The sequence below is a fragment of the Prevotella sp. HUN102 genome, assembly GCF_000688375.1.
Classification (GTDB): domain Bacteria; phylum Bacteroidota; class Bacteroidia; order Bacteroidales; family Bacteroidaceae; genus Prevotella.
In genome coordinates, this window is the sequence record NZ_JIAF01000004.1 from 1,475,977 (window position 1) to 1,489,424 (window position 13,448).

Here is a 13,448-nt window from a genome sequence, read left to right on the forward strand (position 1 = left end):
ATCTTATTTACAATTTATAAAGAATGGGATTATTTTCATTTATCCAGGAAATAGCAATGGACCTGGGAACAGCAAATACGATCATTATCAGTGATGACAAGATCGTTGTAGACGAACCTTCTGTGGTTGCGCTTGACCGTCGCACGGACAAGATGATTGCAGTAGGAGGTGATGCTAAAATGATGTACGAAAAGGAGCATCCTAACATTCGTACTATCCGACCACTTCGCGACGGTGTGATTGCAGACTTTACTGCCTGCGAGCAGATGATGCGTGGGCTTATCAAGATGGTTCATAGTGGGAACCGTTTGTTTTCGCCATCATTGAGAATGGTAATTGGTGTTCCTTCGGGCTCAACGGAAGTTGAACTCCGTGCCGTTCGCGATTCTGCTGAACACGCCGATGGCAGAGACGTGTATCTTATCTTCGAGCCAATGGCGGCAGCTCTCGGTATGGGGCTCGATGTTGAGGCACCGGAAGGAAATATGATTGTTGATATCGGTGGTGGCAGCACGGAAATTGCCGTGATTTCATTGGGAGGCATTGTCTGCAACAACTCTATCCGTGTGGCTGGCGATGATTTGACTGCCGACATTCAGGAGTATATGAGCCGTCAGCACAACGTGAAGGTCAGCGAGCGTATGGCGGAGCGTATCAAGGTTGCCGTGGGTTCTGCATTGACAGACTTGGGCGAAGAAGCTCCGGAAGATTACATTGTTCACGGTCCTAATCGCATTACTGCTCTTCCAATGGAGGTTCCTGTATGCTATCAGGAAATCGCACACTGTCTCGACAAGACTGTTGCAAAGATTGAAAACGCAGTTTTGTCAGCTCTTGAGAACACTCCGCCTGAACTGTATGCTGATATTGTGAAGAACGGTATCTACTTGAGTGGTGGTGGTGCATTGTTGCGTGGTATCGACAAGCGTCTGACCGATAAAATCAATATCCCATTCCATATTGCCGAGGATCCGTTGCACAGCGTTGCGAAGGGTGCAGGTATTGCACTTAACAATGTAGACCGTTTCTCATTCTTGATGAGATAATTATAAAAGCAAAACATATCTGTTATGGCAATGTCTCCCGATTGGAGGCATTGCTTTGATAGATATTTATGTTCCACAGTTCTAAGAATGCATAATCTAGCAGAGTTTTTGGCAAAATACAAACACTGGTTTCTTTTCCTGTTGCTGGAAATAATCAGTTTAGTACTTTTGTTCAGGTTCAATAACTATCAAGGCAGTGTGTGGTTTACTTCAGCCAACATTGTTGCTGGTAAGGCATACGAGGTAAGTTCGGAGATTTCGTCCTATCTGACAATGGGAAAAGCAAATGAAGAACTTACAAAACGGAATGTAGAACTGGAACTTCAGGTTAAGGAACTCTCTGGACAGCTTTATGAGAAGACGCGTGATCCGAAATATCTGAATAAAGGTCAGTACAGATACCTGTCGCAGTTTAAGTTGATTCACGCTAAAGTGGTTTCCAATTCTGTTTCAGGTTCCGATAATCTCATTACAATCAACAAAGGCTCAAGAGATGGCGTCCACGTTGATATGGGCGTGGCTTGTGGAAATGGCATTGTCGGTACAGTATATTTGGTTGGAATCCATTATTCCATTGTGATACCTGTATTGAATGCGAAGTCAAATATAAGCTGTTCTATTCAGGGAAGAAACTATTTCGGATATTTACATTGGGCAGGTGGTGCAACGGATATTGCCTATTTGGATGATGTGCCACGGCACGCAAAATTTGAAGTGGGCGATAGAGTTGTAACGAGTGGCTATTCCTCTATTTTCCCTGAAGGAATCTTAGTGGGTAAAGTTAAGCAGGTCTACAATTCTGAAGATGGTTTATCGTATCGAGTGGCTGTTCAACTGTCTACCGACTTTGGTAGTTTGCGCGACGTGAGCGTTATCGACGACGCCAGTATTCGCGAACAGAAAAAGATGATGGATGCTGCAAATGATTCCATCAGACGTTTGGGCGATGGCATTATGCCGGGAAATTAATCTTGTATGATAACTGGTCAGAAATTATTGCAACTATCAATTGTTCTGTAAAGACTAATTCGCTAAAGGATGAATATAGATTTTTTAAAAGGAACCTTGTGGTTTTTGATACTTGTACTTGCGCAAGTGTTTGTGCTCAATCACATACACTTGTTTGGTATAGCCACTCCGTTACTCTATATTTATTTTGTACTCCTTTTCAGAAGAAACACTCCTCAATGGATAATGCTCCTGTTGGCATTCTTTATGGGACTGGTTATTGATACATTTTCAAACACTCCGGGAGTATCGGCTGCTTCAATGACGTTGATAGCTGCGCTTCAGCCGTATGTTCTTCATCCGTTCATACCGCGTGATAGTGCTGACGACCTTCAACCCGGTATGGACACGTTAGGTTTCTTCCAATACGTGTGGTATGCAGCCATACTGACTGTTATTTTTACTCTTTCCTTTTTCTCTTTGGAGATGTTCAGTTTCTTCAATATCCTCGAATGGCTCGAATGTATAGGAGGAAGTACTTTGCTTACTTTGTTGATGATTCTTGTAATAGAACACGTGAGGAGTCGGTAAATGAAGAATTTTGATTTAGAAAAGCGTCGTCTGGTATTAAGTGGAGTGGCAATAGTTGTTATTATTGTCTATGTTATCCGTTTGTTTGCCTTACAGATCGCAAGCGATGATTACAGACAGAGAGCCGATTCCAATGCTTTTCTAAAAAAGATAGAGTTTCCGTCGCGTGGTATTATTACAGACCGTAATGGAAAGATTCTTGTTTATAACCAACCAGCCTATGACATTATGGTGGTTATGAACGAACAGAAAGACCGTATAGACACGCTTGAATTTTGCAAAGCACTGAATATTACCAAAGAATATTATGTAAAACGAATGCAGGAAATCAAGGATCGCAACAAGAATCCCGGATATTCCCGCTTCACTCAGCAGCTTTTTATCAGTCAGTTGAGCGACAAGGAGTTTAGTGCTTTCCAAGAAAAACTGTATCGTTTTCCCGGATTTTATATTCAAAGACGCAGTATTCGTCAGTATCAGGAACCGATAGCCGGCCACGTTCTTGGAGATGTGGCCGAAGTAAACAAGGCAGATGTAGAGAAAGACCAGTATTATCAACCGGGCGATTATATAGGAAAGATGGGTGTTGAACGTGAGTATGAAAAGCAGTTGCGTGGTCAGAAAGGCGTTCAGATTCTGTTGCGTGATGCTCGGGGAAGAATAAAAGGCCGTTATCAGGATGGAGAATTTGATCAGAAACCACAACCGGGAAAGAATATCCAACTGGGTCTTGATGCCGACTTGCAGGCACTCGGCGAACGTTTGATGGAAGGAAAACTCGGTGCCGTTGTTGCAATTGAACCAAAGACAGGTCAGATACTCGCAATGATTTCTTCTCCAACGTTCGACCCTCGTGATATGATAGGCAAGATGCGAGGAAAAAATCAATCGGAAATGACACTTGATCCTGCAAAACCATTGTTGAACAGAGCCATAATGGGACAATATCCACCGGGTTCTACTTTCAAAACCAGTCAGGCAGTAACCTATTATACAGAAGGAATTATCAACGACTCCACACGATACCCTTGTCCTCACGGTTTCTCTTTCAAGGGATTGCACGTAGGATGCCACGGACACGCATCGCCTATATCACTCGTCCCTTCGTTGAGTACATCTTGTAATGCCTATTATTGTTGGGGATTGTATTATATGTTGTCCAACAGAAAGAAATACAAGACGTTGGATGAGGCAATGAACAGATGGCGCGACTATATGAAGTCAATGGGTTTCGGATACCAACTGGGTATCGATTTGCCGGGAGAAAAGCGTGGATTGATTCCCAATGCAGAGTTTTATAACAACGCTTTCGGCACTTGGAATCCACTGTCAGTCATCTCTATTTCCATCGGTCAGGGCGAAGTGAACCTGACACCATTGCAGATTGCCAATCTTGGTGCCACGATAGCAAACCGTGGTTACTACTATACGCCACACGTTGTTCAGAGCATTGAGGGCGAGGCATTGGATAAGAAGTTCACAGAGAGGCACCAGACAATGGGCAGTCAGCTTTCATACGAGAAGGTTATAGCCGGTATGGAGTCTTCGGTGCGTGGTGGAACTTGTGCCCACGCTGTGCATCCGGGCTATACGCTTGCAGGAAAGACCGGTACGGCACAGAACCGTGGTAAAGACCACTCCGTATTTATGGGTTTTGCACCCGTAGACACGCCAAAGATTGCCATTGCCGTTTATGTTGAAAACGGTGGTTTCGGTGCTGTGTTCGGCGTGCCAATCGGCTCGTTGATGATAGAGCAGTACATCAATGGTAAACTAACCGAAGCTGATGCTCGCAAGGCTGAAGGCATTCAGAAACGCCATATCAGTTATCCTTTCAAACGTCCGTTGAGCCACGCCGACTCTCTGCGCCTTGATTCCATCAAGAGAGTCAATCAGATAAAGGATTCTCTCCGTCTGGAAAAACAGAAACAGATGATGGAAGAAACAAAATTGCAGAAAGAACAGCAGGCAAAGAAAGATGCCGAGGAGAAAGACAAGAACAAACAACCTTTGAATGAACCTGCGATAAGGGTTGATGAAGAGGTAAAGATAAAGTCTGAAAAAGACAAGAAAAACAAAGACGATACGGAAGGAGGAAAGAAAGAGGAGAATACTTCCAAACCGAAATCAGATTAAAGCGTAATCAGTAAGATAATAAATATACAAAGTGGCAGCTAACTATAAGGCAGATAAGCAACCGGGTGTTCTTCGTTCATTGGATTGGTGGACGATAGGCATTTACATTGCATTGCTCATCTTCGGATGGGTAAGCGTTTGTGGTGCGAGCTATACCTATGGAGACACTGATATCTTCTCTTTCGATTCCCGTTCCGGTATGCAGATTGTATGGATCGGAACTTCCATCTGTCTAGGCTTTGTGCTTCTGATGATGGACGACCGACTCTACGATACTTTCGCCTATGTTGTCTACGGCTTATTGGTGCTGTTGCTTTTTGCCACTGTCTTCAATCCACACGAAATCAAAGGTTCTCGATCGTGGATAGTCCTTGGACCTTTAAGACTGCAACCCGCCGAATTTGCTAAGTTTGCCACGGCATTGGCTATCTCCAAATTTATGTCAGCCTACGGCTTTACGATGGAAAACTGGAAACACTTTGCTGCTGCCTGCGGCATTGTCCTTTTCCCGATGCTGCTGATTGTGGGTCAGAAGGAAACCGGTTCGGCACTTGTTTATCTGTCGTTCTTCCTGATGTTCTATCGTGAAGGAATGTCCGGAGCTTTCCTTTTCACGGGCATATCAATGATTATCTATTTCGTGGTAGGCGTGAAATATGCCGATGTAACGCTGTTGCACACGCAAACCTCGTCGGGAAAGTTCTTTGTTCTGCTTCTGGTTCAGCTGTTCTCGGCGGGAATGGTTTGGGTATATATGCAGGACAAGGCAAAAGTGAAGAGGATACTATCGTTTGTGGTCGGCATAACCTTGTTGGCAGTTCTGTTTTCCGAATACGTAATTCCATTCGATATAGTTTGGATACAGTTGATTCTTTCAGCTTGTCTGATAGGCTATCTTGTTTACGTGTCGATGAGTTCACGCATCATCAATTATATGTATATAGCACTGTTCGCAATAGGCTCTATTGCTTTTTTCTATTCTGCTGATTATGTATTGAACGATGTGATGCAGCCCCATCAGCGTGTGCGTATCAATGTGCTTTTTGGCTTGGAAGAAGATATGGCAGGTGCAGGCTATAATGTTCATCAGAGCGAGATTGCCATTGGGTCAGGTGGTCTTCGAGGCAAGGGATTCCTCAACGGAACGCAGACAAAACTGAATTTCGTGCCTGAACAAGATACCGACTTTATTTTCTGTACAGTAGGCGAGGAGGAAGGATTTTTAGGTTCAGCCACCGTGCTTCTCCTTTTTCTGGCACTCATCTTGCGACTGATGGTTGTTGCCGAGCGACAACCGTTCAAGTTCGGTCGCGTCTATGGATATTGCGTTGCAGGTATTTTTCTTTTCCACGTGTTCATCAATGTGGGGATGGTGCTCGGTCTGACCCCCGTTATCGGTATTCCGTTGCCGTTCTTCAGTTATGGAGGTTCTTCTTTGTGGGGCTTTACGCTGTTGTTATTTATTTTTATGCGAATAGATGCAGGGAGAAACCTAGTTCGCCAATAGGGGAAATTTTGCATTTTCAATAAGATAATAATGCCTTGTTGGTGGAATAAATCTATCGACATACCCTTTCTATTTTATTACGTTTTCAATCTGATTTTTCCAACGATATACTTCAGTTTGAAGTAAGTCAAGATTTGATTGATTTGTATGTATCCGAAGAATGTATTTCATTCTTCGCACATTTATAGTGCATTTTTGCGAAGATTGCAGTGCATTTTTCGCACGTTTAAAAAGCAAAAAATACCAATTGATTTTCAGGTATTTATGGAATACATAAATTTACCACATCGTGTAATTCAAACCTTGATATACGAGAATAAAAACCGATGTATGAAGAAAACAGAATACCCAATATAAATAAAAAATAGAATGAAAGATAAAGGGTATACATCAGCTTACATTCTACAAGAGTGAATATTGATGTTTTTAAAAGTCTTTTTGTAAAATTCAAAATTTTATTTGATTATTCTGAAATAATTTAATATATTTGCAAAAACAAGCATAGTCAGCAGTTGTTGGTTGTATTATTGCGAAGCATCGTTGACTATATGCAATATTTATTATTAATTTAACCTATGCTTTATGAAGAAAATTTTTACACTACTCGTTACAGTTATTGTCTCATTCTCTGCCTCTGCACAGATATGGGATGGTACTTCCGCTGTTTGGACCAATGGTGATGGTACGGAAGCTAATCCTTATTTGATAGAGAAGCCCGCCCATTTGGCTTATCTCAGTGCAACTGTTTCGCCAACAGAATCTTATGAGGGCAAGTTCTTCAAGATAACAAATGAATTGAATATGGGGGCAGATGCCGGTCAGATTTTCCGTCCAATAGGAAAATTCGATAAAGGATTCAATTCTGAAACTATGCAGGATGAAGATAACTCATCTTATTTTAAGGGAACTTTCGATGGTAACAACAAGCCTATAAGAAATCTTCTGATTCAGCTTAAAGAACCTAATGATTTGGGAGGTACTGGTTTGTTTGCAGCCATCAATGCTCCTGCACGTATCCATAATGTTATTCTATCCAATTCGGTTCAGATTGCCGGCGATTTGGAAACTGGTTCATTGGTTGGTCATATGACTGATGGTTTGGTTTGGAACATTCTGTTTCAGGGACGTTTGCAGGGCACTATGAATTGCGGAGGTATCGTTGCCGTTATAGATGCTGGTATGGTTCAGAACTGTTTCAATACTGGTGAAATCAAGGGAACGAACGATGTGGGTGGCATTGCGGCACAGGCCGTAGGAAGCTCTGTGATAAAGAATTGTATCAATGCAGGGCCTGTTACGGTTACTCCGAGTTATGGAGTAGGTGGTATTGTAAGCAGTCTTTATGATCAGGCTTCAGTAACGAGTTGTTACAACACGGGTAAAATTACAGGAGCTTCTCTCAGCAACATTTTTGTTCCTCATGCAGTCATAGGCGATCCGTCTTCAAGCACAGGTACTGTTTCAAATAACTTCTATGTCGAGGCAACGAGTGGAGTTTCTGATCCGAGTGCAACGGCCAAGACTGCCGATGAAATGAAAACTCAGGCAGTTCTTGATGCACTCAATGACAATCAGAATCCTGCTCCTTTTGTAAAGGATGAAAAAGGGATAAACAGTGGATTCCCAAACCTTGCGTGGATTGTCGAAGCTGCAAATCAAACTACAAGCATTGAAAGTTTCATACGAGTATCAGAAATAGAAGACTTCCGTGTCAATGGTCGCGAAGCAGTTGCTTCGCAATCGGTATCTGTTTATACAATAGATGGGAGGCTTGTTGGGCAAGGCACGCACATAACATTGCCAACAGCAGGTCTGTATATAGTAAAATCAGCAACAGCGACTGCCAAGATTCTTGTAAAATAATATTGTATTTCTATACACATATCGCCCAGCAGTTCTAAACTTGCCGGGCGATTGTGTTTTTCAACATCAATTCCTATGAAGAAACAAATAAGTTTATTTGCATTTTCCATATTGCTTTCCACTTCTCTGGTGGCACAAACCATCCGTAATCATTCTCCAAAACTCACTTCACGCACCATATCTGCACAACTCACGGAAAAAAAGCAATATGTTAATGCTTTCCTTATATTCAAGGAAAATGCGAACATCCAATCTCTTGTATCACGCTACGACATTCATCTTAATGTTAAAGTGGGCAACAGATATACGGCTTTGATACCTTTACAGATGGTGGATTCCATTGCCGATGAACCTTCTATATCGCAAATTGATATTGGTGATACCACACGTCCTATGTTGGACTCTGTTCGCATACTGACACATATCGATGCTGTTCACGATGGAGGTTCTGGTTTGACAAGCTCTTACAAAGGTAAGAATGTTATTGTCGGCGTGATAGATACAGGATTTGATTTTTCACATCCGAACTTTAAAGATGCATCGGGTAACAGCCGTATTCTCTGCGCTTGGGATCAAAGCAATCAGGTAGTATCAGAGAATGCCTATGGATATGGACGTATATACGATTCAACTTCAGCAGTCCTTGCAGCAGCCCACGATCAATCATTCGACACACACGGAACTCACGTGGCAGGTATAGCGGCAGGTAGTGCGTCAGGCAATTACAAAGGTATGGCTCCCGAAGCCGATATAGTACTTGTTGCAACCAATAAAACCGAACAGGGAATTGTAGACGGTGTGGATTTTCTGTTGAAGTATGCCGAAGCACAGAAGAAGCCAATTGTTATCAACATTAGTTTTGGAGTGGTTTTAGGCTATAAGGATGGCTCTGGTACACTCGCTTCGATGATCGACGGTCTTTTGGCTAATAAAAAAGGAGTGCTGCTTGCCATTGCTACGGGGAATGAAGGACACCGTGCAGCAACTTTGAGAACTAATTCCACCCTGAAAAGTTTCTGGAATGTACCTAAATATGGTCGCGACAATATGTTTGTGATGGGAGAAAAAGACGGGAATTATACACTTAAGCTTACCCTTCGCAATACAAAAAACAACGATGAACTGTTTGCTCAGACTTTTTCTACAGCGACTGAGTGGACACAAAGCTATACAAAATTCGGAACTTCGGATGCAGCAAACTCACAACTTACTGTATCTTCAATGCTAAACGCACAGACAGGCCGTCCTGCGCTTTCGCTCAATTTGATATATAGATGTGCTGAAAATGAAGTATGGGAAATAGATATGACAGCTCAAGATGGTTATATGATGGCTAACTGTGATTATGGAACATTCAGTTCCAATGGCAAATTTGGTTTTTCAGAAGGTTCCAATGTCTCTTCTGTCGCCTCGACTGCCACTGGAAACGAACCTATTGCTGTCGGAGCGTATGTTAGCAAGCGTTATTATACTGATATTATGGGTAAAAAACAGGATATGAAATGGCAGAAGGATGCACTCTATCCTATGTCTGGACAAGGTCCAACATTTGATGGACGTATAAAACCAGATGTTGTAGCTCCGGGCGCAGCTGTTGTTTCTTCTTTCAATTCATATGCAGCTTCTTATAGTATACCGAACAACCTTAAAACGCATTCCATAATAAGCGATGGGCGTAACTACTGTTGGGGAGTAGCCTATGGAACCTCTATGGCAACACCGGTTGTAGCAGGTACTATGGCTTTGTGGCTGGAAGCCAAGAATGATCTCACTGCTGCTGAAGTGAGGGATTTACTCAGCACTTCTGTAACTGATGGGTTTACTTCAACTGTACCCAACAATGCCTATGGACGAGGAAAACTCAATGCTTTGGAAGGATTGAAAAAATTGGTTGAGACAGCATCCGTCAGCAGTATTCCATCAGATGCTTCCGAATTGCATTATATGTATGATTCCGCTGCACGTTCCATTATAGCTCTTGGGGCAAACTCCATTCAGCTTTATACGGCATCGGGTATACTCATCAAACGCACTGAAGGCAATAGGATGCAATTAGGCAATGTTCCTTCAGGCATTTACGTTGTGCATATCAAGGGAAATACCGTAAAATCTGTAAAGATTAAAATTTAATCAAGAGAATATTCTGCATCTACCTTGCCTATTGCATCCGACGAGCTGCAGAAGATATATAATAATTTATATTGTATTACACCGTTGAATAAGAGTTCCTACTTGACTTGTAGCGCATACATAGCTTTTCGTTTATGTGAGGAAACTAAGTATGCGCTACGTATATTTGTTATGCTGTTTAAAATATTTTAGCGCCTTTATTAAACTTGTATTACCTAAAATGACTTGCATTATTAGATTATAAATGTTATATTTGTATTGAAATAAACATTAGGATTATGGAACTGATACAAGGTATATCGTTTATAATAGCTCTTGTGCTTATGCCTTTTCTGTGCAGAGGGGAGAATTGGGTAATCAAGCTAATGTATTTTATCTGTATGACGGTGTTTACTCCGATACTTGGCTATCTGATTTATCGCTATATAATGAAGCACTAAAATCTTTAATTCTGCCCTATATAGCAGCCTTTTACTATTTTTGCATTGAAATAAACATTGAATTATGGAACTATTCTATATTCTTTATGCTGTTCTTCTGATAGTCCTTGCTCCCTTCCTTACCATAGGAATCGGATGTATGGGGTTTCTTTTCTTCTTTGCTCTTTCAATGGGAATACCGGTTATCGGTCCGGTGCTCTGGGCGTGGCTTTGGTCGCCGGGAAACAAGACGCAGAATGTTCGACTCACGATAGCTTTGCACATTCTTGTAGCCTGCCTTATCCTTATATGGCTGCTCTCGACTACTTAATCTTCCCATCCTTTGTTATCTTTGTTTGTTCTGCGATAATGGAAAAATTCATTCACATTCTTTCTTCCTTTCTCCGTTTACGAAACCTTATGAAACTTCGGAATTTTCCAACTGACAATCTCACTAGTTGCCATCTGTCAGTTCTAAGAATATTTTCAGGAATTTTATTCTTTGAGTGAAATGCCTCGTTGAACAACCTTTTAATGATGAAACAGGAATTTGCCAATTTTTGCCAACCTCAAATTGCCCGATAAAGAAAAAAGGAGCTGACTATCAGCTCCTTTTTTCTTTATATAAGTCGGGATGAGGCGATTTACGAAAGCAAATATTTTATTGTTAACTCATTGATAATCAACAGGGACTTTTTTTGTTATACATCTTTTGTCACCGATTTGTCGCCGATTACAGGAATCTTGAAACTATTTAAAAATCAAACATTTGAGTGATTTTTCATTTTTAGATATTGACAACAATATCGTATTTTTACTCTTTCGATGTTTTGGAATACATCCTTATCAGCCGACATTTGCCACTTTGGGGGAAGACGCTTCAGATATGTCCTGTACCAGTTTTGATGTCAGTCGATCTATTGTTTTTTGTTGGTTTTCTATGGTTTTTTGCTGTGTCGCTATAATCGAATAGAGCTTCTTTTTATCTGTATCAGTTTCACTTTTCTCCCCCATAACAAGCCAATTAGCATCAACCCAATCAAAGTTCTCTACGATTTTCACAATAATATCGTAACTTGGCTTATTCCGATCTTTTGTAATACTTCGAATAGTCTGGTCGCCAATATCCATTTTTTTCGCAAAGGAACTAACTGTATGCCCCTCTTTTTCAATAATATAGCGAATCCTATCGTTAATTGTTTCTTGTTCCATTAATTCTATAGAAATTTAGATAATTAAAATATTGAGTGAAATAATCACTCAAATGTTTTCGTATTCCAAAAATATTTTGCACTTTTGCATCACGTAATATTTTTTACGCTACGAAAATAGTAAAAACATTTGATGTAGCAATGAAAACAATAAAAAAAAACAAATGGAATTCAAAGAGTATGTTAATTCTCTCCCTAATCAAAGGGATGAACTTATGGAAAATTTAGCTACCCTCTGCAGAGTATCAAAGATAACTGTCTATAGGTGGTTTCGAGGGGATTTTCTTCCTGATGCACTCAAAAGAAAAGTTATTGCCGATTATCTTCAAATATCTGAAAAAGAGTTGTGGCCAAATGTGTGATGAATGCAAAAACTGCCAATATCACCGAAATTGTATTAACGGATTATACTGTATGAAGATTAAAAAGTATGTGCAGTATGCCCACAGTAAGAAATGTGAATCAACAACAGAGAATCAATGAAAGCAAAAGATTTTGAAAAAGCGATAGATGCTCTCAGTGCAGATATAACTATCGACGAGATGAAGCTACAACATTCCAATGTCAGACAGGTCAATGCCCATACAAACAGCCAATTGGTAGTATGGGATGAATATGGTCGGGCTTTTTCTGCCAGTAGAGAAAGCAAAAAAGATATATTCCTTACAAATGGAGAGGATGGAAATATCGTCTGTAAATCCGGATTTCCATTGAGCAGGGATAAAAGTTTTGATCTCAAATTCGAATAATTATGACCAGTATAAGAAAAGTAAGGAAAGCTTTTAAACGCAAGAATGGTATTAAGGTGTTCAGTATTCGCTTTAAATCTAAAAACGGACGTATATCCTTCACTCCAACGATGAAAAAGATACTCAGGCAAAACATTACTGAACTATTCAGAAATAAATTAAAATAACCGTTATGTATATAGACAAAGACAGTTGGGGCAAGTTCTCCGTCAATGATTTAAGCGAAAAAGATCTCCGTCTGCTCCACGAAGCACTGAAGATGTATGTACAGCAGAATCTTGGGCGCATCCATCCGGCCGATGGTGCGAGGATATTTCGCTTCGACTGCGAGTATTCACAGGTTCTGCATCCTGATGGAAAGAGCAAGGGTGCAGGCATGGAACGAATGCTTGACGTGAAACACAATACTTAATTTTGCCTTTGTAAAAAGCTATCAATAACTGTATATGGAAATGCACAAGAACAACAGGAGATGGACCGATGAAGATGCAGCGTATGTGAGGCTGCATCTCGGCAAGGCCTCGCTTGAAGATATGGCAGCGGACCTGAGGCGCAGCCCAATGTCCGTCAGGCTCTACATTCTGAGAAACCGGCTGACAACCGGACAAGCAGTAAGACGCAATCTGCTGCTTGAAATGCTCAAGATGAAATTCAGACATCCCGAGGATTTCAGCCCGACAAGAGCCTTTTATGAAGAAACGGGCATCGGGCAGCGCAGGTACTGGAATCTATACTTCGGTCGAAAAGCCATTACAGAGAAAGAATATGCAGCTGTGGCAGAATATCTTGGAGTAACTATAAACGAGGCTTTCCAGTCCCGTCAGTTGGAACTGTTTGAGGAGAAATAA

14 protein-coding genes are annotated in these 13,448 nt (G+C 41.2%); 13 read left to right on the forward strand and 1 reads right to left on the reverse strand.

Features of this window, described 5'->3' with window-relative positions; genetic code table 11:
* Positions 1-23 precede the first annotated feature (23 nt).
* The 9 genes from P150_RS0111425 (at position 24) to P150_RS0111465 (ending at position 10,971) form a co-directional block, all read left to right on the forward strand.
* Positions 24-1,046 (forward strand): rod shape-determining protein, encoded by a 1,023-nt coding sequence (locus P150_RS0111425; protein WP_028897797.1) that lies wholly within the window; start codon positions 24-26, stop codon positions 1,044-1,046.
* A gap of 87 nt (positions 1,047-1,133) precedes the next feature.
* Positions 1,134-2,015, forward strand: a complete 882-nt coding sequence (mreC, locus tag P150_RS0111430; protein WP_028897798.1) for a rod shape-determining protein MreC — start codon at positions 1,134-1,136, stop codon at positions 2,013-2,015.
* Between the two features lie 69 nt (positions 2,016-2,084).
* Entirely contained in the window at positions 2,085-2,585 is a 501-nt protein-coding gene (gene mreD / locus P150_RS0111435) for a rod shape-determining protein MreD (RefSeq protein ID WP_028897799.1), read from the forward strand.
* Positions 2,586-4,721, forward strand: a complete 2,136-nt coding sequence (gene mrdA / locus P150_RS0111440) for a penicillin-binding protein 2 (RefSeq protein ID WP_028897800.1) — start codon at positions 2,586-2,588, stop codon at positions 4,719-4,721.
* Between the two features lie 31 nt (positions 4,722-4,752).
* A complete protein-coding gene (gene rodA, locus P150_RS0111445; RefSeq protein WP_028897801.1) occupies positions 4,753-6,228 on the forward strand; it encodes a rod shape-determining protein RodA in 1,476 nt (491 codons plus the stop codon).
* A 582-nt stretch (positions 6,229-6,810) separates the two neighbouring features.
* Complete coding sequence (locus P150_RS0111450; RefSeq protein ID WP_028897802.1) at positions 6,811-8,091, forward strand: GLUG motif-containing protein; 1,281 nt, start codon at positions 6,811-6,813, stop codon at positions 8,089-8,091.
* A 75-nt stretch (positions 8,092-8,166) separates the two neighbouring features.
* A complete protein-coding gene (locus P150_RS0111455; protein WP_028897803.1) occupies positions 8,167-10,221 on the forward strand; it encodes a S8 family peptidase in 2,055 nt (684 codons plus the stop codon).
* A 278-nt stretch (positions 10,222-10,499) separates the two neighbouring features.
* Entirely contained in the window at positions 10,500-10,661 is a 162-nt protein-coding gene (locus tag P150_RS17645) for a hypothetical protein (RefSeq protein WP_155953001.1), read from the forward strand.
* A 64-nt stretch (positions 10,662-10,725) separates the two neighbouring features.
* Complete coding sequence (locus P150_RS0111465; RefSeq protein ID WP_028897804.1) at positions 10,726-10,971, forward strand: hypothetical protein; 246 nt, start codon at positions 10,726-10,728, stop codon at positions 10,969-10,971.
* 515 nt (positions 10,972-11,486) lie between these two features.
* Here the strand turns inward: P150_RS0111465 and P150_RS0111470 are convergent.
* Complete coding sequence (locus P150_RS0111470; RefSeq protein WP_036932204.1) at positions 11,487-11,852, reverse strand: helix-turn-helix transcriptional regulator; 366 nt, start codon at positions 11,850-11,852, stop codon at positions 11,487-11,489.
* A 163-nt stretch (positions 11,853-12,015) separates the two neighbouring features.
* Between P150_RS0111470 and P150_RS0111475 the strand changes: the two genes are divergently transcribed.
* The 4 genes from P150_RS0111475 (at position 12,016) to P150_RS0111490 (ending at position 13,448) form a co-directional block, all read left to right on the forward strand.
* Positions 12,016-12,213: a helix-turn-helix transcriptional regulator gene (locus tag P150_RS0111475; protein ID WP_028897806.1), complete on the forward strand. Its 198-nt coding sequence runs from the start codon at positions 12,016-12,018 to the stop codon at positions 12,211-12,213.
* Between the two features lie 117 nt (positions 12,214-12,330).
* The gene (locus tag P150_RS0111480; RefSeq protein ID WP_028897807.1) at positions 12,331-12,600 is read left to right on the forward strand and encodes a hypothetical protein; all 270 of its coding nucleotides are present in this window, start codon (positions 12,331-12,333) and stop codon (positions 12,598-12,600) included.
* Positions 12,601-12,772: 172 nt separating this feature from the next.
* Positions 12,773-13,012: an ornithine aminotransferase gene (locus P150_RS16470; RefSeq protein ID WP_155953002.1), complete on the forward strand. Its 240-nt coding sequence runs from the start codon at positions 12,773-12,775 to the stop codon at positions 13,010-13,012.
* Positions 13,013-13,046: 34 nt separating this feature from the next.
* Positions 13,047-13,448, forward strand: a complete 402-nt coding sequence (locus P150_RS0111490) for a hypothetical protein (RefSeq protein WP_028897808.1) — start codon at positions 13,047-13,049, stop codon at positions 13,446-13,448.